Annotated in this window: 25 protein-coding genes and 1 pseudogene; 8 read left to right on the top strand and 18 right to left on the bottom strand. The window is 62.7% G+C overall.

Annotation, left to right across the window (positions count from 1 at the left end; all coding sequences use genetic code 11):
• Positions 1-50: 50 nt before the first annotated feature.
• From P1M51_RS08920 to P1M51_RS08880, 9 genes are all read right to left on the bottom strand, one after another.
• On the bottom strand, positions 51-512 hold the full coding sequence (locus P1M51_RS08920; protein ID WP_276247853.1) for an NADH-quinone oxidoreductase subunit I: 462 nt from the start codon (positions 510-512) through the stop codon (positions 51-53).
• Positions 509-1,573 (bottom strand): complex I subunit 1 family protein, encoded by a 1,065-nt coding sequence (locus P1M51_RS08915; RefSeq protein WP_276247852.1) that lies wholly within the window; start codon positions 1,571-1,573, stop codon positions 509-511. Before P1M51_RS08915 ends, P1M51_RS08920 begins: the two co-directional genes overlap by 4 nt.
• Positions 1,573-3,243: an NADH-quinone oxidoreductase subunit D gene (locus P1M51_RS08910; RefSeq protein WP_276247851.1), complete on the bottom strand. Its 1,671-nt coding sequence runs from the start codon at positions 3,241-3,243 to the stop codon at positions 1,573-1,575. Before P1M51_RS08910 ends, P1M51_RS08915 begins: the two co-directional genes overlap by 1 nt.
• Positions 3,240-3,938, bottom strand: a complete 699-nt coding sequence (locus P1M51_RS08905; RefSeq protein ID WP_276247850.1) for an NADH-quinone oxidoreductase subunit B — start codon at positions 3,936-3,938, stop codon at positions 3,240-3,242. Before P1M51_RS08905 ends, P1M51_RS08910 begins: the two co-directional genes overlap by 4 nt.
• Positions 3,938-4,345 (bottom strand): NADH-quinone oxidoreductase subunit A, encoded by a 408-nt coding sequence (locus P1M51_RS08900; protein ID WP_276247849.1) that lies wholly within the window; start codon positions 4,343-4,345, stop codon positions 3,938-3,940. Before P1M51_RS08900 ends, P1M51_RS08905 begins: the two co-directional genes overlap by 1 nt.
• A gap of 106 nt (positions 4,346-4,451) precedes the next feature.
• Complete coding sequence (purE, locus tag P1M51_RS08895) at positions 4,452-5,072, bottom strand: 5-(carboxyamino)imidazole ribonucleotide mutase (protein ID WP_276247848.1); 621 nt, start codon at positions 5,070-5,072, stop codon at positions 4,452-4,454.
• Complete coding sequence (purK, locus tag P1M51_RS08890; protein WP_276247847.1) at positions 5,069-6,226, bottom strand: 5-(carboxyamino)imidazole ribonucleotide synthase; 1,158 nt, start codon at positions 6,224-6,226, stop codon at positions 5,069-5,071. The genes purE and purK overlap by 4 nt, the downstream gene beginning before the upstream one ends.
• Positions 6,226-7,959, bottom strand: coding sequence for a flippase activity-associated protein Agl23 (locus tag P1M51_RS08885; protein WP_276247846.1), 1,734 nt, complete (start codon positions 7,957-7,959; stop codon positions 6,226-6,228). Before P1M51_RS08885 ends, purK begins: the two co-directional genes overlap by 1 nt.
• A gap of 54 nt (positions 7,960-8,013) precedes the next feature.
• Positions 8,014-9,738, bottom strand: coding sequence for a flippase activity-associated protein Agl23 (locus P1M51_RS08880; RefSeq protein ID WP_276247845.1), 1,725 nt, complete (start codon positions 9,736-9,738; stop codon positions 8,014-8,016).
• A gap of 143 nt (positions 9,739-9,881) precedes the next feature.
• Between P1M51_RS08880 and ribH the strand changes: the two genes are divergently transcribed.
• The gene (gene ribH, locus P1M51_RS08875) at positions 9,882-10,286 is read left to right on the top strand and encodes a 6,7-dimethyl-8-ribityllumazine synthase (protein WP_276247844.1); all 405 of its coding nucleotides are present in this window, start codon (positions 9,882-9,884) and stop codon (positions 10,284-10,286) included.
• Positions 10,283-11,428 (top strand): pyridoxal phosphate-dependent aminotransferase, encoded by a 1,146-nt coding sequence (locus P1M51_RS08870; RefSeq protein WP_276274378.1) that lies wholly within the window; start codon positions 10,283-10,285, stop codon positions 11,426-11,428. The genes ribH and P1M51_RS08870 overlap by 4 nt, the downstream gene beginning before the upstream one ends.
• Before the next feature lie 103 nt (positions 11,429-11,531).
• Here P1M51_RS08870 and P1M51_RS08865 read toward each other — a convergent pair whose 3' ends face one another.
• From P1M51_RS08865 to P1M51_RS08850, 4 genes and pseudogenes are all read right to left on the bottom strand, one after another.
• Entirely contained in the window at positions 11,532-12,071 is a 540-nt protein-coding gene (locus P1M51_RS08865; protein ID WP_276247842.1) for a PH domain-containing protein, read from the bottom strand.
• Positions 12,072-12,094: 23 nt separating this feature from the next.
• A pseudogene (locus tag P1M51_RS08860) lies at positions 12,095-12,595 on the bottom strand (PH domain-containing protein); the annotation flags it as partial.
• 66 nt (positions 12,596-12,661) lie between these two features.
• A complete protein-coding gene (locus P1M51_RS08855; protein WP_276247840.1) occupies positions 12,662-12,835 on the bottom strand; it encodes a hypothetical protein in 174 nt (57 codons plus the stop codon).
• Entirely contained in the window at positions 12,825-13,454 is a 630-nt protein-coding gene (locus P1M51_RS08850; protein ID WP_276247839.1) for a hypothetical protein, read from the bottom strand. Before P1M51_RS08850 ends, P1M51_RS08855 begins: the two co-directional genes overlap by 11 nt.
• A 123-nt stretch (positions 13,455-13,577) precedes the next feature.
• Here P1M51_RS08850 and P1M51_RS08845 point away from each other — a divergent pair, with 123 nt between their 5' ends.
• Genes P1M51_RS08845 through P1M51_RS08835 form a run of 3 tightly spaced genes read left to right on the top strand, consistent with a single transcriptional unit; the run spans position 13,578 to position 15,060 of the window.
• Complete coding sequence (locus P1M51_RS08845; protein ID WP_276247838.1) at positions 13,578-13,715, top strand: hypothetical protein; 138 nt, start codon at positions 13,578-13,580, stop codon at positions 13,713-13,715.
• 35 nt (positions 13,716-13,750) lie between these two features.
• The gene (locus P1M51_RS08840) at positions 13,751-14,467 is read left to right on the top strand and encodes a GNAT family N-acetyltransferase (RefSeq protein WP_276247837.1); all 717 of its coding nucleotides are present in this window, start codon (positions 13,751-13,753) and stop codon (positions 14,465-14,467) included.
• Positions 14,468-14,526: 59 nt separating this feature from the next.
• Positions 14,527-15,060 carry a hypothetical protein gene (locus P1M51_RS08835; protein ID WP_276247836.1) on the top strand — a complete coding sequence of 178 codons (534 nt, stop codon included), beginning with the start codon at positions 14,527-14,529 and terminating at the stop codon, positions 15,058-15,060.
• Positions 15,061-15,178: 118 nt separating this feature from the next.
• Here the strand turns inward: P1M51_RS08835 and P1M51_RS08830 are convergent, their stop codons facing one another.
• A complete protein-coding gene (locus P1M51_RS08830; RefSeq protein WP_276247835.1) occupies positions 15,179-15,607 on the bottom strand; it encodes an FAD synthase in 429 nt (142 codons plus the stop codon).
• Complete coding sequence (locus P1M51_RS08825) at positions 15,604-16,083, bottom strand: Mov34/MPN/PAD-1 family protein (protein WP_276247834.1); 480 nt, start codon at positions 16,081-16,083, stop codon at positions 15,604-15,606. Before P1M51_RS08825 ends, P1M51_RS08830 begins: the two co-directional genes overlap by 4 nt.
• Positions 16,084-16,189: 106 nt before the next feature.
• Here P1M51_RS08825 and P1M51_RS08820 point away from each other — a divergent pair, with 106 nt between their 5' ends.
• Entirely contained in the window at positions 16,190-17,326 is a 1,137-nt protein-coding gene (locus P1M51_RS08820) for an acyl-CoA dehydrogenase family protein (RefSeq protein WP_276247833.1), read from the top strand.
• A 76-nt stretch (positions 17,327-17,402) separates the two neighbouring features.
• Entirely contained in the window at positions 17,403-19,316 is a 1,914-nt protein-coding gene (locus tag P1M51_RS08815) for a DHH family phosphoesterase (RefSeq protein WP_276247832.1), read from the top strand.
• On the opposite strand, the gene P1M51_RS08810 is transcribed toward P1M51_RS08815, so the two are convergent.
• From P1M51_RS08810 to P1M51_RS08800, 3 genes are all read right to left on the bottom strand, one after another.
• Entirely contained in the window at positions 19,303-20,805 is a 1,503-nt protein-coding gene (locus tag P1M51_RS08810) for a phosphatidylserine/phosphatidylglycerophosphate/cardiolipin synthase family protein (RefSeq protein ID WP_276247831.1), read from the bottom strand. The genes P1M51_RS08815 and P1M51_RS08810 overlap by 14 nt on opposite strands.
• Before the next feature lie 134 nt (positions 20,806-20,939).
• The gene (locus P1M51_RS08805; protein WP_276247830.1) at positions 20,940-22,220 is read right to left on the bottom strand and encodes a HEAT repeat domain-containing protein; all 1,281 of its coding nucleotides are present in this window, start codon (positions 22,218-22,220) and stop codon (positions 20,940-20,942) included.
• A 47-nt stretch (positions 22,221-22,267) separates the two neighbouring features.
• Positions 22,268-22,951 carry a protein sorting system archaetidylserine synthase gene (locus tag P1M51_RS08800; protein ID WP_276247829.1) on the bottom strand — a complete coding sequence of 228 codons (684 nt, stop codon included), beginning with the start codon at positions 22,949-22,951 and terminating at the stop codon, positions 22,268-22,270.
• Between the two features lie 93 nt (positions 22,952-23,044).
• Between P1M51_RS08800 and P1M51_RS08795 the strand changes: the two genes are divergently transcribed.
• Positions 23,045-23,473, top strand: a complete 429-nt coding sequence (locus P1M51_RS08795; RefSeq protein ID WP_276247828.1) for a plastocyanin/azurin family copper-binding protein — start codon at positions 23,045-23,047, stop codon at positions 23,471-23,473.
• Positions 23,474-23,504: the final 31 nt, after the last annotated feature.

The following is a 23,504-nucleotide window of genomic DNA, read 5'->3' as shown; positions in this document are numbered from 1 at the left end:
TTTGTTGTGCGTGGTTTGCGTCCGTTAGCCACCCGGACGCGAGGTGTGGTTTACTGGTAGTCGACTTCGCCCTCGCCCTCGCCAATCCAGACGCCACGGTCCGGTTCGCGGGACTTGAGGGGGTCGATGTCCTTGTACCACGGGACGTTTTTCAGCTGTTCCATGTTGTACGCCAGGTCGTCTTTCGTGTCACCCGTGAACTCGAAGTTCTGGGTGAGGATGATGGCGTCAACGGGGCAGACTTCCTCACAGAGTCGGCAGTAAATACACTGGCCGATGTGGAGGTTGTACTGCTCGCCGTTGCGCTTGTCGTCCGTCACGATCTGAATCGTGTCGTTCGGACAGACGTTTTCACACTGGCGACACCAGATGCAGCGCTCCTGGCTGAACTTGTGAACGCCACGGAACCGTGGGCTCACTTCGGGTTCGACGTCCGGGTATTCGACCGTGAACGTAGACCCGTCCAGGGCGTGTCTCATCGTCGCTGCCATCGATTTGAGTAAGCCAATCATGCAATCACACCCACAATGACGGCGGTCAGGACGAGGTTCGCGAACGAGAGCACGAGCATCCCTTTCCAGCCGATTTCGATCATCTGGTCGATACGGACGCGCGGGATCGCCGCACGGAACCACTGCGTGAGCAGGAACACGGCCCAAATCTTCACGACGAACCAGATGAAGCCGATACTCTCTGGTCCGGGCCCTGCTGGGCCACCGAGGAAGAGGGTCGCGACGATTGCGCCACCGAGGAAGATGTGCAGGAACTCACCGAGGTACATCAGCACGAAGTAGACGCTGGAGTACTCGGTCTGGTAGCCAGCAACAATCTCTGTCGGTGCTTCCGGCGTGTCGAACGGATTCCGACCGACTTCCGCGAGGTTCGCCACCATGAACAGTACGAACGCGAACGGGTTCACGAAGGCGTACCACGCTGGAATGTCGAAGCCACCGAGGGAGAAGAGCGTCTCCTGCTGGGCGGCGACGATTCCACTCATCTGGAGCGTGCCGGCGAAGATGACGACGGACGCCGCGGTCACGACGAGCGGAATCTCGTACGCGAGGTTCTGCGCGACGGCACGAAGGCCACCGAGTAGGGAGTATTTGTTGTTCGACGCGTAGCCGGCCATAACCATACCGAGCGACGCGAGCGAGGAAACGGCGAACACGTACGCGAGCCCCGTCTCGGGGTCTGCGAGTTGAATGCCGCTCCCCATTGGGATGACCGCGAAACCGAGCAGCGCAGAAGAAGCCATGATGAGGGGCGCAAGGTCCCACGCTGGGCGGTCGACGCCCTCGGGGACGATGAGCTCCTTCGATAGGAGGCGCACTGCGTCTGCCACGATGATGAGTAGGCCAAACGGCCCGACACGGTTGACTGCGATGCGGTCGGTGAACGCGGCGGTAATCTTCCGCTTTGCCCACGGACCGGCGAGTGCCGTCATGCCGAGCATGATGTTCCCGATGAGAAATGCCGCGAGCAGCGACGCGATGAAGTCCTGACCGGGACCGAGTTCGGACCCGAACCCGAGCAGTTGGCCGATGGTTTCCGGCAGCGTCTGCAGCGGATACATCACCGGTCCACCTCGCCGAGCACGATGTCGAGGCTGCCAAGGGCCGCAATGAGGTCAGGGATGTACTCCCCGTTTGCGATCTCCGGCAGCGCCTGCAGGTTCGAGAAGCACGGACTGCGAATCTTGAAACGGGCCGGCTTGTCCGTCCCGTCAGAGCGGATGTAGATGCCGAGTTCACCCTTCGCGCCTTCGACGGTGCGGTAAATCTCCGCGTCCTCGTCGGGGCGCAGGGTGCGTGGCACGTTGCTCTGAATCTCGCGGTCCTCTTCTGGCCAGTCCTCTAAGAGATCCACACACTGTTCGATGATGCGTGCGGACTGTTCGACTTCGCCGAGGCGAACGAGGACGCGAGCGTAGTTGTCACAGCCCTCCATCGTCACGACGTCCCAGTCGAGCTTGTCGTAGTAGCCGTACGGGTCGTCGCGGCGCAGGTCGTAGTCGATACCGGAGCCACGGGCGACCGGACCGGTCACGCCATAGGATTTGGCGACCTCGGGTTCGAGGATGCCGGTGTTGACACACCGCAGCTGGAAGATCTCGTTCGAGGTCAGCAGGTCGTGGTACTCTTCCATCTTCTCCGGCAGCTCGTCCAAGAAGTCACGAGTCTTGCCGAAGAACTCCTCGCGTGGCTCTGGGAGGTCCCACGCCACGCCGCCGAGGCGGAAGTAGTTGAACATCAGCCGCTGACCGGTGAGGTCCTCTAAGAGGTTCTGGACGATTTCACGGTCGCGGAACGCGTACTGGAAGATAGCCGTGAAGTCGCCGTACACGTCGAGTGCGAACGTCCCGAGCGCCAGCATGTGCGACGCGATGCGGCACATCTCTGCGCTCATCGTCCGGATGACCTGTGCGTACTCGGGCACCTCGAGGTCAGCTAAGTCCTCTGCGGCGCGTGCGTAGGCCCACTCGTTCAAGAGGCCAGCAGAAATGTAGTCCCAGCGGTCCGGGTACGGCATAATCTGGTGGCGGTAGGTGCCGTTCTGACAGAGTTGCTCCTCACAGCGGTGGAGGTAGCCGATGTCGGGTTCGACGTCGGCCACCTGCTCGCCGTCGAGCACCGTCTTCAGGTGGAGCACACCGTGGGTCGCCGGGTGGTGGGGACCGATGTTGAGGAACATCGTGTCCGATTCACCTTGTGCGTTGTCCGGTTCGAGCGGGTTCTTGTGCTTGTCGAGGGTGACGATCTGTGGCTTTTCCTGGTTGTAGTCGAGCCCAAGTGGGTGACCCTGCCAAGTTTCGGGCAGAAGAATACGCCGCATATCTGGGTGCCCTTCGTAGTTGATTCCAACGAGATCGTACGCTTCGCGCTCGTGCCAGTCGGCGGTGCGGAACGCCGCGTTGCCGGACTGGCTCACCGGGTTGTCGCGGGCCGTCGGGACGACGACGCCGACTTCCTGCATCGGCGCATCGAACTTGCGGAGATGGTAGATGCTCTCGAAGCGGTCTTCGTACTCCTGTGCGGTCACACACGAGAGGTGGTCGAAGCCGGCTTCGTTGCGAAGCGCGAGCAGCGTCTCCTCTACGGCGTCCGGTCGGACGACGAAGGCCGTCGCGTTGAGGTGCTCTTCGCGACCGAGGACTTTGTCGCCGAGCAGCTCTTCGAGGGCGTCGTAATTGACGTCGCCACCGGGCAGTTCACCGACGTCTGGGGTTGGTTCCTCTAAGCTCATGGTGAGTCGGCCCAGTTGTAGCGCATGACGAGTTGGTCCTCGTCGATTTGTTCTGCGAGCTTGTCCACCAGTTCGTCACGCGCGAGGTCGCCGAACTGTTCGAGTTCGTACGGCTTGACGGTGACCGGGCTGGTCTCGCCGTTCGCGATGCGTTCCTGAAGCTTCGCAATGCCGTAGATGAGCGCCTCGGGACGCGGTGGGCAACCGGGGACGTGGATGTCCACCGGAATGACCTCTTCTGCGCCCTTGATGACGTTGTAGCCTTCCTGGAACGGGCCACCGGAGATGGTGCACGACCCCATGCCGACGACGAACTTCGGCTCTGGCATCTGGTCGTAGACGCGCTTCATCCGGGGCGCGAACTTGGAGACGATGGTCCCGGGAACGATGATGACGTCCGCCTGGCGAGGCGATGCACGCGGCACACCCGCACCGAACCGGTCCAGGTCGTGCTTGATGGCGTACGTGTGCATCATCTCGATGCTGCAGCAGGCGATACCGAACTGCAGCATGAACATCGAGGAGCCCCGGACCCAGTTCATGAACTTGTCGAACTTGGTGAGGATGAACGGGGTCGACCCGAACGCTTCACGAAGCGTAGAATTGAAGCGTGCGTCGACGCCGCCACCCATTCGGGCCTCCTGCGTTGATTGAATTTCTGTACCTGTCGCCGTGTTTTGTGGCTGATTACTCATTATTGGTCCACCCGCGATTGTTCAGCCCGTGGGCTTTTGACCCACTGCACTGCGCCCTTGCGCCACGCCCACGCGAGGCCGACGACGAGGACCCCGATGAAGACAAGCATCGGTGCGAGCGCCTGTACCAACCCGGCGTTGGTGACGGCGTCACGGTAGATGACTGTCCAAGGGAAGATGAGGACAGTCTCGATGTCGAAAACGACGAACAGCAACGCAACCATGTAGTACTGAATGTTAAACCGGATGCGTGTGTTCCCCGTCGGGATCTCGCCGCTCTCGTAGACGGCGCGTTTTCCTTGCTCAGGCACACTGGGGCGGAGCAGACTCGACACTGCCATCATACCGAGAGGGATGCCGACCCCGACCACCGCGAGTGCGCCGATCGCTATCCATGGATTGCTCATACCGTTATCTCCTATCGTTCGGCGGTTGGGAACGCACCCATATAAGGGTTGATTCTTCCCGTTCTCCCCGAAAAATCAGCGCTCAGCAGTCATGCGGATGGTTCGCTCACTCAGCGTCGCGTTGGGCCATGAAACCGGGAGTCCCGCTGTCGTGCAGTTTCCTGGACACAGCCGCCACGTCTCCTTGGAGACTTTCGTGGTACTCGACGAGCTTCCGTTCGAGCGCCGACGAGGAGCGTGCGAGGATTTGTGCAGCAGAAAGCGCGGCGTTAAAAGATTTCCCGGCGTCCACGGCGACGATTGGCGCGCCCGTCGGCATGCCAATGACCGAGTCAACGGACTTCTCCTGGACGGGGACGCCGATGACCGGAATCGGGTACGCGAGCGAAGCCGTCATGTTCGGCAGGTCGGCTGATTTCCCGCCTGCGCCGGCGATGATGACGTCCAGACCGCGGTCGGCCGCCGTCTGCGCGTAGGCGTACATCAGTCCCGGCGTTCGGTGCGCGGAGATGACGTACGTCTCGAAGGTAAATTCGGCATCTGGTGGGTTCTCGTAGTCGGTCACCTCCGCGAAGCCGAGTTCCGTAAGCGCGTCGTAGGCTCCCGACATCACGTCTAAGTCGGAGTCAGAGCCCATGATGATGCCCACGTCGGGGGTCTTTTCCTGGTCGAGGTTCGCTTCGCGTTCGAACTGGTCTACGAGGTCTTGGATTGCGTCGACGGTCATTGGGAGAAAGTCAGGTAGTCGCGGACGGTTCGAATTCGGTCGAGTAAGTCGTCTGTGTCGCTGTCGGGTGAATCGACGAGCGTGAGGTGTCCCATCTTCCGCAGCGGGCGCACCTCGCGTTTGCCGTACCAGTGGAGGCTGACGCCGGGCGTAGCGAGGGCCTCCTCGACGCCCGACAGTTCGGCGGGTTCCGGTTCGTCCACGTCGCCAAGGATGTTCGCGGAGACGGTCGGACAGCGCAGGGCCGTCGACCCGAGGGGCCACCCGAGGACGGCGCGGGCGTGTTGCTCGAACTGCGAGGTCACCGCGCCCTCGATGGTCCAGTGGCCGGAGTTGTGCGGGCGCGGGGCGATTTCGTTCACGAGAATCTCGCCGTCGTCCGTCTCAAACAGTTCGATGCCGTAGACGCCCCGGCCCTCCAGAATTTCGAGGACTGATTCGGCCACGTCGTGGGCGCGGTCGAGAACGGCGTCTGGCGCACGCGCGGGGACAACTGTCTCACGGAGAATCTCTTCCTCGTGGACGTTCTCGCCCGCGGTGTACGTGGCCACTTCGTCTTTGCCCTTGACCGCAATCACGGAGATTTCGCGGACGAACTCGACCATCTCCTCTACGAGCGCGTCGCCTCCGACTTCGTCGAGGACGGTCTCTGCGTGGTCTGGTGATTCGACTGGGAGATTCCCCCGGCCGTCGTAGCCGCCCTGTCGGGCTTTTACCATCGCGGGATAACCGAACTCCTCGCACACGGCACGGAGGTCGTCTGGGCCTTCGACGGCTTCGAACGCCGGAACGGGAATCCCGTGGTCTGCGAGGCGCGTGTTCTGGACGAACTTGTCCTGAATCATGCGCAGGGTCTCGGGCGTCGGGTGAACGTCGACGCCAAACTCCTCGCGGACGTCCTCCAGCACGTCCGGGTCTGCGAGTTCGATTTCGAACGTGAGGACGTCTGCGCGGCGGGCGAGTTCGCGGACCGCTTCCGGGTCGTCGAAGTCGCCAACGAGCGTGTCGCGGACGGTCGGTGCGGCCGGCGGGTCGGGTGTCGGGTCGGAGACGATGACTTCGACCCCGAGGGGGGCCGCCGCCTCACCGATCATGCGCCCGAGTTGGCCGCCGCCGACGATGCCGAGCGTCGGGCCGGGTAACGAGAGTTTCATCAGTTATCCGGCGATTTCGATGGAGGTGGAATAAACGTTACCACCTCGGTTCGCGGAACGGCCGACTCGTTCACGAAGAACGCCGTCCGCGTCCCGAAGGTTCGCAGGCGGTAGATTTCCTCGTCGTACCCGCTTCCCTCGTGGACACCAATGCGCCGCGTGACGTAGCCGCGGTCGTTCGCGATGGTGATGATGACCGGTGGGCGCTCGCGCTCGAACAACGGATCGAACTGGGTTCGATTGCGCGCAGAGGTGACGTTCGCGTCGTACATGGCTGTGTACCACGGCAACGGAAGCTGGTTGAACCACTTATCGCGTTCGGGGAGTGACCCGCTGGTCTCGTTCGTGATGTAGAAAAACTCGCCGAAGTAGAGAACGTCCACGCCGTCGTTTGCTGCGGCCACGCGTTCGATGCGGTTGAGCGTCGGGCGCAGGTCGTCCGCCGGCTGGCCGTACTGCACCAGTTGGTTGTCCTCTGCCTGGGGCTGGAGGTACACCTGACTCACGCCGCCGAGGGTGACCTGACTGACCGCCAGCAGGAGGATTACCGCCGTGAGTCCAGCCGTCCGATAGTCCCTCGCGGCGACCGCGCTCCGGCCGGCCCGGGCGAACCAGACGAGGCCGACGGCCGCCGGGATCGAGAGCGGGACGACGGCGTGGATGATGGCCCACGGAGCCATGATGTCGGTGACGATGGGGTAGCCGAGAATCGAGACGAATCCCCAGTAGCCGAAAAACGAGACGAGTTCGCGGTGACCCTCGGGACGGTAGCGGGCGGCGACGAAGCCGACGACTGCGAAGGCGGTGAGTGCCCCACCGCCCACCGCGAGCGTCTCGACGAAGTGGACGAGGTAGGGGACGTAGGCGTGCTCACTCAGGTCGCCGAGCACCCACAGCGAGTAAAAGGATATCCACGACCCGACGGTGGCTTCCCAGACGATGCCGGGCAGCAATCCAGGGTTCAAAAGTGCGGTTGCGAAGTCAGGTCCCCCCTCCCCAGAGCGCGGCGCGTAGAACACGGTGATGATGGCGACGAGTTCGACGGCGGCAAGCGCGAGCGGGACGGTCCACGGTCGCAGCGCGGCGAGCCGCTGTTTTCCTTGGGCAGAAACGGCTGGCCACGTCCAGTCACGCTCGCGGGCGACCAGCAGTCTGTAGTCGAGGAGGAGGACGGCCGCGCCGACCCACGTCACGATGGTCACGATGACGTTCTCTTTGACCGTCATCGCGAGCGCAAGGCTGGCGACGCCCGCGTAGAGGTAGCGGCGACGGCCAGTATCGAGTGTGCGGACGAAGAAACCCACCGCGATAAGCGAGAAAGCCGCGACCGGGAGGTCCCCGCGCATGAACCGCGAGTAGTAGAGCAGGACCGGCGTAAACGCCAGCCAGAGGGATAGCGCTACGACCTCCCAGTCGTCGAGATGGGCCCGAAAGAGCAGGGCTGCTGCCGGGAGGAGGCCGCCGAGCATCGCGACGGGAAGCCGCATGGCGAAGTCAGAGGGACCGATGAGCGCGAAGACGACGCGGTTTACCTGCTGAAGGAAGGGGCCGTGGATGATTGGACGATACGTGTAGTTGCCTGTGCGCAGATAGTCGAGAATCCAGTAGGCGACGCGCGCTTCGTCCCAGTGGGCGATGCGGTCACCGAGGGTAAACAGTCTGAGTGCGAGCGCCACGACAACGACACCGGTGACGACGAGAAACAGTCGGGAATCGTGACGCTGGGTTGTCATTCGTATCGCGGATTTCACCGGCAGGTATAAAGAAATTCCGCGGCGGGCAGTCGATTACTGGAGTTGCGACTCGTCGACGAAGATGACGATGGTGTCGGCCCAGAGGCGGAACTCGTGTTCGTAGGCCGTGTAGCCTTCGAGGTGCGGTTCTAACTCCTCGCGGTCCCATTCGTAGGCGATGACGACTGGTGGCATGTCCTCGATGGACTCGGGGTCGGTTCCGGGCTTCGTGCTCGTCACCTGTGCGCCGTCGGCCTCGAAGTACCACGGCAATGGGAGGCGCGTGTGCCACGACGGGCCGCCGGGAGGCGCGTATAGCGTGCTCGATTCGTTCGAGACGTAGAAGCGTTCCTCCGAACTGCCCGGCGGTGTCGTCCCGTAGAACAGCACGTCAGGCCCATCGTCGTGGTTCTCAGAGATGGCGGAGATTTTCTCCAGCGTCGGGCGAATCTCGTTGTGTGGCTGGGCCCACTGGAGGAGTTCCTTGTTCTCCTCGCTCGCGGAGTTGAGGTACGCCACGTCCACGGCGGTGCCGACGGTAAATCCGGCGACGAAGATGATGAGCATCGCCGTCAGGCCGACGCTTACCATGTCCTCATCTTCGAAGGCTTCCCGGCCCCAACGGAGGATGAGCGCCACGCCCACCGCTGCCGGAATGGCGAGAGGGACGATGGCGTTGATGGTCGCCCACGGTGCCATGATGTCGGTGACGATGGGGTAGCCGAGAATCGAGACGAATCCCCAGTACGCCGCGAGTGCGACGAGGTCGCGTGGCCCCTCACGGGAGTAGCGGTCTGCGATGAATCCAATGACGGCGAACAGCACGAGCGGGCCGGCCCCGAACGCGAGCGTTTCGATGAAGTCGCCGAGGTACGGCAGGTAGGCGTGGTCCTGATGGCCGCCAGCAATCCAGAGGCCGTAGAAGGTTTCCCACGACCCGACGGTTGCCCGTTCGACGACTGCTGGCAGGAGCGCAGGATTCGAGAACATCGTGTCGAACCCGACGCCGTCGCCGCCGACGCGCGGCGCGTAGAACACGACGATGACGACGAAAAACTCGACGAGGCCGACGACGAGGGGGATGGCCCACGCCCGGAGCACGTCACGAAGCCAGAAGCCGTAATCGACGACTTCCTGCTTCCACGAGTGGGGCAAGCGGTCGCGAGCACGGAAGAGCCGATGGTCGAGCAAAAGGGCGGCCGCGCCGGCCCAGCAAACGGGGTAGAGAATCGCGCTCTCTTTCGTGGTGAAGGCGAGGGCGAACGCGAGGACGCCGACGTAGAAATACCGGTGTTTGCCAGTGTCGTAAGCGCGGGCGAAGAAGCCGAGGGCGACGAACATGAACGCGGCGACGAGCAGGTCGTTGCGCATGAACCGCGAGTAGTAGAGCAGGAGTGGGTTGAACGCGAGGAGCGCCCCGAGGACGCCGACTTCGAGGTCGCGAAGGTGCTCGCGGAAGTTCCACGCGGTGAGCGGGAGCAGGCCGCCGACGATGGCGACGACGAGGCGCATTGCGAAGTCCGTCGGCCCGAGCAGCGTGAACACGTACTTGTTCACGTGAAAGAGGAACGGCCCGTGGACGATGGGGCGGTACTCCCAGACGCCGGTCTTTGCGTAGCGAAGCGTCCAGTACGCCACGCGGCCTTCGTCCCAGTGGGCGACGCGGTCGCCGAGGAAAATGAGACGCGCGATGAGTGCGACGGCGGCGATGGCGACGAGCGCGAAGAACAATCTCCGGCGGTCGTCAGAGCGAGAGCGGGGGTCGTCAACCGTTGCCATTGAACCACTAAAGCGCACGCGGGGGTTAGAATCCTTCTGTTTGTTAAACGCGTCTTTGACATATGCCGTCCAGTCGCAGAAAACTGTTCGCAGGCGATACCGGGAACGGTACTTCTTTTAGTACCCTGCACCACCGCGAACACATGGTAACGCTTGGGCTGGTGGTCGCGCAGTTCAACCGCGCGATTACGTCGAAGATGGAGGAGTTGGCCCGTGAGGCCGCAGCAGAGCGCGGCGCGGACATCGCAGCAACCCTCGCCGTTCCCGGGGCGTACGATACGCCGCTCGCGGCGGACCGACTCGCCCGTCGCGACGACATCGACGCCGTCGCGGTGCTCGGCTGTATCATCACCGGTGAGACGAGCCACGACGAAGTCATCGGCAACGCCGCCGCCCAGAAACTCACGGACGTGAGCATCGACCGCGACACGCCGGTCACGCTCGGCATCGCCGGGCCGGGGATGACGGCGGACGAGGCCCGAGCACGTACCGACATGGGTGCCCACGCGGTCACGGGCGCTCTCGACCTCGTGGAGGAACTACAATGAAATTCGCAGACAGAGTGAAACGTGTCGAACCGAGCGCGACCCTTGCTATCTCCAACCTCGCCTCCGAACTGGCGGCAGACGGCGTGGACGTCGTGAACCTGAGCGTCGGCGAACCCGACTTCCCGACCCCCGAGAACGTGATTCAGGCGGGCAAGGACGCGATGGACGCCGGCCACACCGGTTACCCGCCGTCGAACGGGATTCCACAGCTCAAACGAGCGATAAAGCAGAAACTCGACGCAGACGGCCTCGACTACGCCACGGACGAAATCATCGTCACGCCCGGCGCGAAACAGGCGCTCTACGAGACGGTGAACACGCTCGTTCAGGACGGCGACGAAGTCGTGCTGCTCGACCCCGCGTGGGTCAGCTACGAGGCGATGGTCAAACTCGCTGGTGGCGACCTGAAGCGCGTCGACCTCGCCCCGTACGACTTCCAGCTCGAACCCGGCCTCTCAGACCTCGCGGAGACCGTCTCCGACGACACCGACCTGCTCATCGTCAACTCCCCGAGCAACCCGACGGGCGCGGTGTACTCGGACGCCGCCCTCGAAGGCGTCCGCGACCTCGCCGTCGAACACGACTTCACCGTCATCTCCGACGAAATCTACGACGAAATCACCTACGAGGGCGTCGAACAGACCAGTCTCGGAACTCTCGACGGAATGGAAGACCGCACTGTCACGGTAAACGGGTTCTCGAAGGCGTTCTCGATGACCGGGTGGCGACTCGGCTACCTCGCCGCGCCGAAATCCCTCATCGACGAGGCGGGCAAACTTCACTCTCACTCGGTGTCTGGGGCGACCCACTTCGTCCAGTACGCCGGCGTCGAAGCCCTCGAAAACACGTCTGAGGCGGTCGAAGAGATGCGTGCGGCCTTCGAAGAACGCCGCGACTTCCTCGTCGACCTCCTCGCAGACCACGGCGTCGACGTCGCCGTCCCGCAGGGTGCCTTCTACATGATGGTTCCCGTGGACGACGACGATTCGGCCTGGTGTGAGGGCGCGATTCAGGAAGCCCACGTCGCGACGGTTCCGGGGAGTGCGTTCAATGCACCCGGCTACGCCCGCATCTCCTACGCGAACAGCAAGGAACGACTGGAAGAAGCCGTCACCCGCCTCGCGGACGCGGGCTACCTCTAATCGCCAGTCGTCCGTTTTCACCCGCGCAGTCCTTCAGTTTTCACCGGAAATGCGGTGTGTTAGGGAGCTACACTGACTGGACAGGCTGGTAAAACGAAGATTCCTACGACCGCGCCTCGAACGCCGCTCGCAGGCCGCGAACTTCTTCGAGCACCGCTTGCCACTGGTCGAGCGTTCCGGGAATGTCGTCTGCTCCAGCGTACGTATCGACCAGCGCCCGCACGTCGCGGGGATTTTCGATGTTCGAAAATCGAATCGACCCGCCACCGGCGGCCTCGACGCCGACCGACCCGTAGCCGAAAATAGACCCGAGGAGGCCCTGGCTGAACGCACTGTTCTGGACACGCGAGAGCGAGACCCGACGGACGTTCCGCGAGAAGACGCCGGTTTTCCGGTACAGGCCGACGTTCGTCACGACGAACTCGGTGTTCACGACCAACAGGTAGGCAGCGCCTGCGATGAGGAATCCAAGCAGTGCCGGAATGGCGAGCAGCGGTTCGTTGAATGCGAATCCAGCCGCGCCAAATCCGCCGACGAGAAGCGCTCCGATGACCATCGCCGGAAGCACCGTCGTGAGTCGTGGATGGCCCGACCACAGGACTTCCTCACCTGCGTCGGGGACGAGCCAATCGAGGTCGCTCATGGACGGTTAGACGGGGAGTTCGTCTCTAACGTCTCGCGCATCGCGCGCAGTTCGCTGAGAATCTCGTCCAGAACGGCGGCCTTGTCGTCTGCCGAGCCACCGCGTCCCTCGCGGCGGTTGATGCGCTCGTTGATGAGCGACTGGAGTTCCTGTGGGTTCGCGACGCTCTGGAAGCTGAGTTCCACGCCCGCGCCGCCGGCCGTCGAGATGTCCACCGCGCCGTAGCCAAACTGCGACCCGAAGAAGGTCTGACGGTAGGAGGTGTCCTGCACCTTGTCGAACTCGATGCGCTGGACGTTGCGCGAGAGGACGCCGGTCTTCTTGTAGAGGGCGCGGTTCGTCACGACGAAGTTGGTGTTCTTGTGGGTGAGATACGCCCCGACCACGATGGGAATCCCGACGAGGATGAGCATGAGCGGGACGCCGACGATGAACGCGGGCACGAGACTGTAGGGGTGGGGTGTGTCCGCCCAGAGAATCTCCTCACCCTCGTCTAAGGTGAGCCAGTCGAACTGTTGGTCCATAGCTGACTATTCTATTTTACGGGGATAACTCTTGGCAGCGGGGCCGGTCGCGGGTGCCGAGCTATTTCACTGGAGCCAGGCAGACCGGTAGAGTCCGCCCCCGACACCCAGTGCGACAACTCCCGTGAGGATGATTGCGAGCGTGCTCGTCGGGTCCGGGACGAACAGCGGTCCGAGCACACGGCCTGCGAAGAGACCGACGAAGACGCACGCGACGAGGCGAATCGACTCAGAAACCACGCGCCACCCGTTCCGCTACTTTCGTCGCCGTGAACGTCCAACTGGGAATATCGGCCACGATGACGGTGAGTTCGTAGTACTCGCCGTCGAATTCGACGTACTGGTTACTCACGACTTGGTCGGGAAGCGTCTCTCCACGGATGGTGTACCGGTCGCCTGTTTGGGCTTCGTCGAACGCTGCCGCCGCTTCCTGCGTCAGGTCTCCGTAGGCAACCAAATCGCCGACCTCGACGTTCGAATCGCTCGTCAACGTCGCCTCCAGTGCGTACTCCGCGATGTAGCCTGCCTGCTCTTTCTCGATTCGATATCTCGAATCCTGATACAGGACGAACTCCGCTTCCACCAGCGTCTTCGAGACGCGGTCTGACCCCCTGGTAGCCGTCCGCTTCGAGAGCAGTTCGTCGAACAGTACCTGTTCGTCAGCCGTCAGAGCCTCGTACTCGACGGTTGTTCCCTGCGGTGTGGATTGGGTCTCCGTCGGCGTCTCTGTCGTCGGTTCGCTTGTTTCGGATGAGAGCGTGTCCGTAGTCGCCGGTCCCGTCGAGGTACACCCCGCGAAACCGACACCGAGCGATGCGACGGTCAGTTGTAAGACGGTTCGACGCGTCTGGGAGGACATATGCGAATGTAGTTAATTTCCTGATAAATACTTTCTGTGCACGGCGAGGGCGTGGACCAAAAGCCAGGGGCGCAGCTCGTGGCGAAACGAACACTTACTGACACGGAGTACGAACCCGAATTCATGGCGAAGGTTCCCGGTCCCGCCACGAAATGCGCCGAGTGCGGAGCGAAAGGGTCGTATCGAAAACAGATGGTGACCGGCGGTGGCTGGCGGGCCGTGTATCGGTGTGCTGAGTGCGGGCACCGCTTTCGCCCGTAGGACACAATTTTCACCGCCGTCGTCCACGTTCGACTATGGGATTCTCCGCCCGCACCCGCCGTCAACTCTGCCGCTACTGGGCAGCCCGCCTGGGTGTTTCCCCGAAGGCATTCGACGCACCTGGCATCACTGTCGGCAGCATTGACGAAGGCGGAGTGCAGCTGTTTCGCCACGAAGACTCGCTGGTCGTCTCTGCGCCAGCGTCGTTCCTCGACGCCGTCGAACGCCACGCACCCGCGCTCGAATCGCTCGATTTCGACGACAGCGACGCGGTAGTAGAGTGGTTCGACAGCTTTCTCTCGCTCTCGAAACTCCTCGGGCCGGCGTTCTACGGCTATACTGACCGCGAGGGATTCCAGCCGGTTTCCTCCGACGCTCGCCTGCTTGGAGTGGCCGACGAACCAGCCTTCGACACGTTCCAGGCCAGCGTTTCAGACGACGAGTGGGACGCAGGCGGCCCGGAGTTCGGCCCGAAGACCACTGTCGGACGATTCGTTGACGGCCGTCTCGTCGCCGTGGCCGGGTATGACGTGTGGGATACCCAGATTGCGCACATCTCGGTCGTCACCCATCCCGACCACCGGAACGCGGGACACGGCCGGGCAGTCGTCTCACGGGTTACCGAACTGGCGCTCTCTCGGGGCTTGCTTCCGCAGTACCGGACGCTCGACGCCTGGCCGTGGTCGGTGGCACTGGCCGAAAATTTGGGCTTCGAGCGGTTCGCAACGTCGTACTTTGGCAGATTCGATTGATCACGGGCTTCGAGATGTACAATTGAAAGTTTATTACTGGCATTGTCGATGAGTAGTTTATGCCCTCTAGACGACAGTTTCTCTCGACTTCCGGCTTGACTCTGACTGTATGTTTGAGCGGTTGCTTATCGACAATTGGCATTACAAAGATCGGCCAAGTAGAAGAGAAAGCAATACTTCTAGAATGGGAGTACGATGGGCAACGCTACATCGATGACGTGCTTTCGATTTGGGGACGCGAAGATGGGCTTACCGGTAGTTTCGACCCACAGTTCGTTGGGCAAACCCCCCAGAACCCTGTAAACTTCGTCATCGACGAAGCAGTTCATGACGCACTCGCTTCTCGATTTAGGGTCAAATACCTTCTCGGAATTTGTGGCGATGATTTCTCACCTTGCCTCAATACATGGACGAGCAGAGAAGATTTCAATAGGGTACAGCTGACCGACGAAGCTGAAGTCTATGCAAAACCAAGTTGGTTCGACGTGATTGACGTCTACGAAAGCGCGCGCTCCGACGTGCCAAATGACGTGGAAACATACGATTTCGCAGAACTCCACCGAGACGACGAACTCCCGCCAAGCCGAAACTAAACAACCGAACAGAATACCACCGCAGAACCGACGTGGTGCGAGCACGGACGTGGTCGCAACGCTTTTTGATGAAACTTTTTCGCGCGAGTGTTTCATCGCTCGCGCCCAAAAAGTTGCCCTAGCAGCGTTCGGCGCAAATGCGCTCGATGATGCGGCCCGTCGAGAGTAGTTCACCCTCGAACTTTTTGTCACGCATCGAGGCGCGTCGAACCTCGCAGTCGATGCCGCGTCCGGCGAGCGCCTTGGCGATGCCATCCTCGTCGTGGTGCTGGTCGTGGCCGAGGACGATGATGTCCGGTTGGATCTCCTCGATGGGGACGAAGATGTCCTCTAAGTGTCCCAGTACCGCTTCGTCGACGCAGTCGAGGGCGGCAATCATGTCGCGGCGTTGCTCGTCGGGGAGGATGGGTTTCTGTTTGTGCGTCACGTTCGCCCGGCGGGCGATGATGACGTAGAGTTCGTCACCCATGGCCGCCGCTTCGCGAAGATAGTGGAGGTGGCCAGGGTGGAGAATGTCGAAGGTGCCCTGTGCGATTACCGTCGTCATTTGAGTTCCTTGTCGATGTCTTCCTGCGTAAAGTCGAAGAACGGTTCGTCCGGCAGGTCTACGTCGATGACGCGAAGGTCACGGGGGTTGCCCTCACGGTCGAACGTCTGCCAGTCGTCACGCCCGTAAGGCGCGCCGATGATGATGTGTGCCTGGCCATTCCCGAAGGTCGCGAGGTCTGCGTCGCTCGGCCGGAGGACGCCGTTCGGGTGGGAGTGAACCGACCCAATGGCCCGCATGTCGTTCGGAATCATGTTCGTCCGGACCGTCGCGCTCTCCTCGTTCGAGACGGTACCGGGGATGACGAGCACGTCCGTGATGACGACCCCTTCCTCGTCCAGCCCGAGGTCCGCTGCTCGTTCGCCTCGGAGTAGTCCCATGTACTCGTTCGGATGCGTCTCTCGTGACGCTTCGAGCACGAATTCGAGGGTCTCCTCGGCGATGCCGAGTACCTCGCTCGAACGGAATAGCCGCATACCGTTCACTCGGAAGGCGCGCCTTCTAAGCGTTCCGGAAGGGGGACGAACCGCCGACGATGCCGGTTGCCGTACACCTATTTGTCCCTGTGAGCAATTGCCAGTCATGGCGTTTCGACTCACCAACGAACAGCGGGTCCTTCGTGACGATGTCCGCGAGTTTGCGACCGAGGAGATAGAACCCGTCGCCCGTGAACTTGACGACGCGGGTGACTATCCCGAAGCAATCCTCGCAGAACTCGGCGACCGTCGCCTGACCGGCCTCACGCTTCCAGAGGAGTACGGCGGGCGCGACGAGGGACTGGTCGAATTCTGTATCGTCATCGAAGAACTGGCCGCGGCGATGATGCCCGTCGCGAGCGCCCTCGCGCTCCACCTCGGCGTCGCCACCGTCGTCGAACGGTTCGGGAACGACGACTTGAAAGAGTCCCTCTTGCCCGAGATGGCTCGGTTCGAAACGGTCGGGGCGCTCGGCCTCAGCGAGGCGAACGCGGGCAGCGACAAACTCGCCATGGAGACGACTGCGGAACGAGACGGCGACGAGTGGGTCGTGACTGGCCACAAACAGTGGGTCACGAACTTCTTCGAGGCCGATTACGTCCTCACCTACGCGAAAACCGGCCCCGAGGAGGCGGCCCCGGAGAACATCAGCGCCTTCCTGATTCCGACCGACGAATTCGAGGTGGAGACGGTCTGGGACACGCTCGGAGCACGAAGCGTCCCCTCGCCGAAAGTGACGCTCGATTCGGTTCGCGTCCCGGACACCCGCCGAGTCGGAGAGACGGGGATGGCCTACGTCGAACGGAAAACTATCACCAACGGGGTCAACGTCCCCGCACGGGGCGTCGGCATCGCTCGCGCGGCACTCGAAAAGACGGTCGCCCACACCAGCCAGCGCGAGCAGTTCGGTCGCCCGCTCAGCGACAAGCAGGGCCTCCGGTGGCGGGTCGGCGAGATGGCGACGCGGGTGGATGCCGCCCGGTTGCTCACCCTTCACGCCGCCGACCGTGCGGACCGCGGCGTCCCGCTCGACGGTGCGTTGCACATGGCGAAAATCCACGCCACGGAGGCGGCGGTCGAGAACGCAAACGAGGCGATGCAACTGCACGGTGGCATCGGCTACACCACCGAACGACACGTCGAACGCTACCTTCGGGACGCGAAACTCCTCACAATCGCCGGCGGGCCGAACGAAGGCCACCGGGACGCGCTCGCCGCCGCTGTGTACGATACGCGTCGCTAATTTGGGCCGAGTCCTCGCATACGCGAGACACCGTTTGCAAAGCGTTAAACGGAGCAAAGCCAAACGAGAAATAAGAATGTCATCACCACCCGATGCCGGCGATACTGCCGGCGCAAGTTCTTCTGACCGGGTTGTTGTCTATGACCTCGCTGCGGAGTGTACGCTGAAAGACGTCACCGCCGAGGAGTACTACCACGCAACCGTAAACGGAGTCGTCGACTACGGCATCTTCGTCGATATTTCCGACGAAGTATCCGGTCTGGTTCACGAGTCCGCACTCGACGGAAGCTACGAAGTCGGCGACGAACTCATCGTCTACCTGACCGAAATTCGCGAGAACGGCGACCTGAGTTTTACCGTCGCTGACCTCCCGGACTACGAGACAGTCACCGTCGCCCACGACTACGAGATTTCGGACGCCGACTCGCTGACCCCGTCCTCGACCGACACCATCCATCTGGAGGGTGAGGTCGTCCAGATCAAACAGACCGGCGGCCCGACCATCTTCCAGGTGCGCGACGAGACGGCCGTCGTCCCGTGTGCAGCCTTCGAAGACGCTGGCGTCCGCGCCTACCCCGACATCGAAGTCGGCGACGTGGTTCGCGTCACGGGCGTCGTCGATTCGCGCGACGACGCGATTCAGGTCGAAGCCTCGAACATCGACGCCCTCGACGGCGAGGAAGCCACCGAGGTCGCAGCCCGACTCGAAACCGCCCTCGACGCACGCGCCGAGGCTGCAGACGTCGACCCGCTCATCGACTGGCCCGCGTTCGAGAAACTCCGACCCGACCTGAAGCGCGTGGCGACGCTCCTGCGACGCACCGTGCTCGAAGGGCGCCCCATCAAGATGCGCCACCACGCAGACGGTGACGGGATGTGCGCGAGCGTCCCCGTCCAACTCGCCATCGAGCGCTTCATCGAGGAGACCCATCAGGACCCATCGGCACCGCGCCACCTGCTCAAGCGCCTGCCGAGTAAGGCACCGTTCTACGAGATGGAGGACGTCGTCCGCGACCTGAACTTCTCGCTCGAAGACCGCGCCCGACACGGCCAGAAACTCCCCCTCCTGCTCATGCTCGACAACGGCAGCACCGAGGAGGACATCCCGGCCTACCAGAACCTGGCCCACTACGACATCCCAATCGTCGTCGTCGACCACCACCACCCCGACCCGGAGGCGGTCGAACCGCTCGTCGAAGAGCACGTGAACCCGTACATGCACGACGAGGACTACCGCATCACGACGGGCATGATGTGCGTCGAACTCGCGCGGATGATTTACCCGGACCTGGCGGACGAACTCAACCACGTCCCTGCTGTCGCCGGGCTCACTGACCGCTCGAAGGCCGAGGCCATGGAGCAGTACATCGACCTCGCGGAAGCCGAAGGCTACACTGAGGACGACCTCTGGAACATCGGCGAGGCACTCGATTACGAGGCCTACTGGCTCAAGTACAACGACGGTCGTGACCTCATCAACGACATCCTGAACGTCGCTTGTGACGACGAGGAGCGCCACCGGAAGCTCGTCGAGTTCCTCTCCTCGCGGGCAGAGCGCGACGTCGAGAAGCAACTCGACTCCGTGATGCCCCACGTCGAACACGAGGTGCTCGACAACGACGCACACCTCTACCGCATCGACTTAGAGCGCCACGCCCACCGGTTTACCTACCCCGCACCGGGGAAGACGACTGGCGAAATCCACGACCGCAAGGTCAAGGAGACGGGCGAGTCGGTCATCACCATCGGCTACGGTCCCGACTTCACGGTCCTCCGCTCCGACGGCGTCCGCCTCGACATCCCGAACATGGTTCAGGAACTCAATGAGGAGGTCAAAGGCGGCGGCGTCAGCGGCGGCGGCCATCTCGTCGTCGGGTCCATCAAGTTCGTGAAGGGGATGCGTGAGGAAGTCCTCGACGCGCTCGTCGAGAAAATGGCGGCCGCGGAAATCGACGAAGAGCTTCGCAGCACCATCGTCACCCACGACTGACCACGAAACGAACTTTCTTTCCAACTACTCCCGCCGCGAGTGCCGACAGTGCAACCGCGCCGAGCACGCCCATCGACACCCACCACGACCCGCCGCGACAATCTGCGTCGAAAACGCTCGTGAAATAGTCGCCGATGGCGTCGCCGTGCAAAACGACTACCACCTCTCGATTCTCTCTGAGCGCGTGGTCGTTCCAATTCAGACTGCCGAGGACGACTGTGTCGCCGTCCACGATGATGCCCTTCGCGTGAATCTTCTCGAATCTGCCGCGTGGCTCTGCTACGCGAACTTCGAGCGGAAGTCCTTCCCTACGCGCCCGGTCGTTCAGTGCGGTGGCAAGTGCCTCGTTTTCCTCGCGGGCGTACCACGCGCCGCTGAGGAGAATTCGTACCGAGACGCCGCGATGCGCTGCCCGAAGGGTAGCTTCCAACAGCGCGTGGTCACGACCGCCAATCGTGACCTGCTCTACCAGAATCGATTCCTCTGCCGCATCGAGGTGCTCGACGAGTCGGGGTTCGGCGTTGTCCGGGGTGACGAGCAGTTCGACGGACTCGGCGCTGAGGGATTGCGGGCGGAAGCGACGCGGATACGACCCGTTGGCCGGCGGGATTGAAACGAACTCGCGAGTGGAGCGTGCCCGCTCCCACGCCGTTGTATCGCGCCACTCCGCATCCGCCCGGAAGGTGGCCGCGAGTTCGTCTGCGAGCGTGGCGTTCGCCACGACGACTCCCCAGCCACGACTCGCGTTACCGCCGACTCCCGCCGGCTTCCAATTCTCTGTGAGGACGATAGCACGGTCGTCCACGACGGCGTACTTGGCGTGGTGAAACGAATAGCGAGCACGCGGGCCACCGACGAGTTTGACGGAGATACCTGCGGCTGTGAGTCGGTCGAGCGTCGCCGCCTGCTGAGTCGTCATCCCGCCGACGGGGTCGCAGTCGAGCAGTATTCGAACAGCGATGCCACTGTCGTTGGCAGCGACGAGGGCGTCTGCCACCCGCGACGAAGAGAAGGTGTAACCCGCGAGGAGGATGCGACTGTCTGCAGTCTGGATTGCGTCGAGCGTCGCATTTGGTGCGTCCGGGAGGAGGAACGTCGTGACGGGAACAGGTCCAACCGAAACGACCGGGCGGTTCGTTGCACCGAGGGGTTCCCACGTCCATCCTACGTCCGTCCGCTCCCACCGTTCGCTCGGCGGTGCGTTCTCGTACGTGACGGTATCCAAGACGTTTCTCTTGTGCCGGAGCGTTAGCGTCTCCCCGCCGTTCGACAGTTCGAGCGCAGTCGGGAGTGTGGCGACTGGATACTCGGTTCGATTTGCGGTTACCCCTAGTTCGGCGGTCAGGGCGCAAGGTCCCGCCAAATTCACACGCGACAGCGAGACGGTCGTCTCTCCATCCGATAGCGTCCAGTTGCCTGTTTTGGCTGTCGGAAACTCGATGACGACGTACTCGCCCGCGTCGTCTGCCGTGAGCGGATTTGGGTACACCGCGACGAACGTGGGCTAGTCTGCGGTCGGTGACGCGGTCGCTGGAACACGGTGAGCACGAGCGCGAGTGCGAGGACCAGACGGACGAACACGCCACGGAGTGGTCCCAGCTTCGTGTAAAAAGGTTCGTCCGGTCAGGCCGCCGGTTCGGTCGTCTGTTTGAGCGCAGCAGACGCCTTCTCGGCTTCGACCTGCAGGATGTAGGACGCGTCTTCGTCGTAGCGGGCAGCCTCTTCGAGGGCCGCCTTCGTCCCAATCTGGTTGAGTGCCCACGCGGCGCTCGCGCGGACGGTGTCGGACTCGTCGTCGTCGAGCACGTCGCCGAGCGGTTCGACGGCGCGGGTGTCGCCGAGGAGGCCGAGTGCGCGCGCCGCCTGGCTGCGAACGCCTTCGTTCTCCGCGACGAGGTTGTTAGCGATGACCTGCGTGGCCTCTTCGTCACCGATTTCGCCGAGTGCCTTCATCGTGACCTTCTGGAGTTGTGGGTCGTTGTCGGCTTCGACGTATTCGAGCAGCGTCTCCAGTGCGTCCGGGTTGCCGATTTTGCCGAGCACTTCGATCTGTGGCTTCTTGCGCTTCTGGGCCGGACCGATCATCGCGTCGTAGGCCTCAGGCGACCCCATGCGGCCGAGGGCTTCGATGCAGTGTTCCTGCATGAAGTTCGACTCGAGCATGTCGAGTGCGAGGAGAATCATCTCCGGGTTGTTCTCCTTTTCGTAGATGCGAACCGCGTTGAGTTCCGGTGGGTAGTCCTTGCGATTCTTCGGCGTCAGCACGTCGTAGAAGCCCTGTGCGTCGAGCTTTTCGACGACAGTGAGGTCGTCCCACTCCTGGGCGTCCTCCAGGTCCTGTTTGAACTCTTCGGTGGCTTCGACGAGTGCCGCGATGGTCTCTTCGTCCTCGTCTGCGTCGAGATTCGCGGCTTCGACGGCTTCTGCGATTTCGTCGAGCGTGTTGAGCACGTCGTAGTGCGAATCGCTCGCGACGACGAACGAGGCATCGAGAATCTCGCCCATCCGGTCGGCGTAGGACCCGGCGGCCGTGACGACTTCGTCGTCGCCTTTCTCGGTCCACTCGCCTTCCTCGATTTTGGTTTTCGCGGCCTCGATTTCACTCACGACGTCCTCGGCGTACGGGCCACGAGCGTCTTCGAGTGCGTCTCGCAGGTCGCTCAGTTTCGATTCCAGTTCCTCGCGGGGGTCGTCCTCGTCGTCGTCCTCCGGTTCTGGGAGTTCGGCCGCTCCGAGGTCCGTCTCGAGAGCGTCGAGTCGCGCCTCGATTTCGTCGAGGTCAGACTCGGTTTCCGCCTCGTCTAAGGACTCTTCGACCTCAGCCAGGCGTTCTTCGAACGACTCGGGTGTTACTGCGGGTGCGTCCTCCGCGGGGGTCTCGGGTTCCTCGTCCCCGTTGCTCATATACGTGAACTACCGGCAGGTCAACCTAAGAGCGTTTCCCTTCGGCCTTATCGCCAGTAAAAGCGCGGAGCCAACACGAGGTAGGCTACCGCGGCCACCAGCAGGCCCTTTGGGAAGATGCGGTCGAACGCCAGTGGTGCGAGGATGGCGAGCGCCTGAATCATGCCCATGGCAATCGCGTCGCGGGCGTACAGTTCCGGGTACTGAATCGTCGTGACCATGAGGTACGCAAAGAGCCCGGCAAGTCCCACGAGCAGCGTCGCTCCCTGGAAGCCGGCGAGAAAGACGACGGCGAGTATCGTCGCCGCGAGCGTCGATTGGACGCCCTCTGTCGTGTGTTTCGCCACGTCGTAGGCGGTGTAAAGCCCCAGTCTGATGACCGCCGCGGCGACGAACAGCGCGGGCAGACCAAGTGCGGCGACGCCTCGCATCGAGAGGTCACCGAGAACGAGGCCCCACTCCGCGTTGGCGACGCTCACGACGAACAACGCGGGGGCGACGCCAAACGAGGCCACGTCCGCGAGCGAGTCGAGGTAGTCACCGACCGGCGTCCCGCCCATCTTCCGGGCGATGACGCCGTCCAGTCCGTCGGCGACGGCGGCGAGCAGTATCAGTCGCGCGGCGAGCGACGGGTCGACCATCGCCACGGCGGCGGCCAGAAAGCCGAGAGCCGCGTTGGCGACGGTGACCGCGTCCGCGAGTCCCAACCGCCCGACGAAACGGGGCTGCATACTGTGGCGGTGGAGAGGTTCGGCCTTACCTCTTTATGTTCGTTCGCACACCCAATCGGCGAGCATATATCGTTCCAGCCGTGAGATTCGACTATGCACCGGCGTGCGTTTCTCTCCACCGCCGCGACCGCCCTGACACTGTCTGTGGCTGGCTGTACGTCGTCTGGACAGCCAGACGGGAGCGCGGAGTACGACATCGGGATGTCCGCAAACCGCTTCGTCCATCCGAGCGACCCCTACGAGGTTCCCGTCGGCACGACCATCGTCTGGAAGAACACAGGTGGCCGCAGTCACACCGTGACGGCCTACGAGGCCGACATTCCCGACGGTGCTGCCTACTTCGCCTCCGGTGGCTTCGAGTCAGAACAGGCAGCGAGAGACTCCTGGACGGGCAACCTCGGCGGTTCCATCGCACCGGGTGAAACCTACGAATACACGCCCGAAGTTCCCGGCGAGTACACCTATTTCTGCGTCCCCCACGAACCCGGCGGGATGATTGCGACGTTCGTCGTCACCGAATAGCCGTCGCTCGTGGGGGCGATGGGACGCACCC

The sequence above is a fragment of the Haladaptatus sp. QDMS2 genome (genome assembly GCF_029338295.1).
Classification (GTDB): domain Archaea; phylum Halobacteriota; class Halobacteria; order Halobacteriales; family Halococcaceae; genus QDMS2.
Note: the sequence above shows the minus strand (reverse complement) of the source record. Positions and strands in the feature narration are given on the sequence as shown.

What these genes read in the sequence shown, in the direction of transcription:
- purE (WP_276247848.1), bottom strand. Translation starts at nt 5,072, where the DNA reads ATGACCGTCGACGCAATCCAAGACCTCGTAGACCAGTTCGAACGCGAA.
- P1M51_RS08885 (WP_276247846.1), bottom strand. Translation starts at nt 7,959, where the DNA reads ATGACAACCCAGCGTCACGATTCCCGACTGTTTCTCGTCGTCACCGGT.
- P1M51_RS08850 (WP_276247839.1), bottom strand. Translation starts at nt 13,454, where the DNA reads ATGTCCTCCCAGACGCGTCGAACCGTCTTACAACTGACCGTCGCATCG.
- P1M51_RS08905 (WP_276247850.1), bottom strand. Translation starts at nt 3,938, where the DNA reads ATGAGTAATCAGCCACAAAACACGGCGACAGGTACAGAAATTCAATCA.
- P1M51_RS08800 (WP_276247829.1), bottom strand. Translation starts at nt 22,951, where the DNA reads ATGCAGCCCCGTTTCGTCGGGCGGTTGGGACTCGCGGACGCGGTCACC.
- P1M51_RS08865 (WP_276247842.1), bottom strand. Translation starts at nt 12,071, where the DNA reads ATGAGCGACCTCGATTGGCTCGTCCCCGACGCAGGTGAGGAAGTCCTG.
- P1M51_RS08880 (WP_276247845.1), bottom strand. Translation starts at nt 9,738, where the DNA reads ATGGCAACGGTTGACGACCCCCGCTCTCGCTCTGACGACCGCCGGAGA.
- P1M51_RS08845 (WP_276247838.1), top strand. Translation starts at nt 13,578, where the DNA reads ATGGCGAAGGTTCCCGGTCCCGCCACGAAATGCGCCGAGTGCGGAGCG.
- P1M51_RS08915 (WP_276247852.1), bottom strand. Translation starts at nt 1,573, where the DNA reads ATGTATCCGCTGCAGACGCTGCCGGAAACCATCGGCCAACTGCTCGGG.
- P1M51_RS08830 (WP_276247835.1), bottom strand. Translation starts at nt 15,607, where the DNA reads ATGACGACGGTAATCGCACAGGGCACCTTCGACATTCTCCACCCTGGC.
- ribH (WP_276247844.1), top strand. Translation starts at nt 9,882, where the DNA reads ATGGTAACGCTTGGGCTGGTGGTCGCGCAGTTCAACCGCGCGATTACG.
- P1M51_RS08825 (WP_276247834.1), bottom strand. Translation starts at nt 16,083, where the DNA reads ATGCGGCTATTCCGTTCGAGCGAGGTACTCGGCATCGCCGAGGAGACC.
- P1M51_RS08835 (WP_276247836.1), top strand. Translation starts at nt 14,527, where the DNA reads ATGCCCTCTAGACGACAGTTTCTCTCGACTTCCGGCTTGACTCTGACT.
- purK (WP_276247847.1), bottom strand. Translation starts at nt 6,226, where the DNA reads ATGAAACTCTCGTTACCCGGCCCGACGCTCGGCATCGTCGGCGGCGGC.
- P1M51_RS08840 (WP_276247837.1), top strand. Translation starts at nt 13,751, where the DNA reads ATGGGATTCTCCGCCCGCACCCGCCGTCAACTCTGCCGCTACTGGGCA.
- P1M51_RS08820 (WP_276247833.1), top strand. Translation starts at nt 16,190, where the DNA reads ATGGCGTTTCGACTCACCAACGAACAGCGGGTCCTTCGTGACGATGTC.
- P1M51_RS08815 (WP_276247832.1), top strand. Translation starts at nt 17,403, where the DNA reads ATGTCATCACCACCCGATGCCGGCGATACTGCCGGCGCAAGTTCTTCT.
- P1M51_RS08900 (WP_276247849.1), bottom strand. Translation starts at nt 4,345, where the DNA reads ATGAGCAATCCATGGATAGCGATCGGCGCACTCGCGGTGGTCGGGGTC.
- P1M51_RS08910 (WP_276247851.1), bottom strand. Translation starts at nt 3,243, where the DNA reads ATGAGCTTAGAGGAACCAACCCCAGACGTCGGTGAACTGCCCGGTGGC.
- P1M51_RS08795 (WP_276247828.1), top strand. Translation starts at nt 23,045, where the DNA reads ATGCACCGGCGTGCGTTTCTCTCCACCGCCGCGACCGCCCTGACACTG.
- P1M51_RS08805 (WP_276247830.1), bottom strand. Translation starts at nt 22,220, where the DNA reads ATGAGCAACGGGGACGAGGAACCCGAGACCCCCGCGGAGGACGCACCC.
- P1M51_RS08870 (WP_276274378.1), top strand. Translation starts at nt 10,283, where the DNA reads ATGAAATTCGCAGACAGAGTGAAACGTGTCGAACCGAGCGCGACCCTT.
- P1M51_RS08920 (WP_276247853.1), bottom strand. Translation starts at nt 512, where the DNA reads ATGATTGGCTTACTCAAATCGATGGCAGCGACGATGAGACACGCCCTG.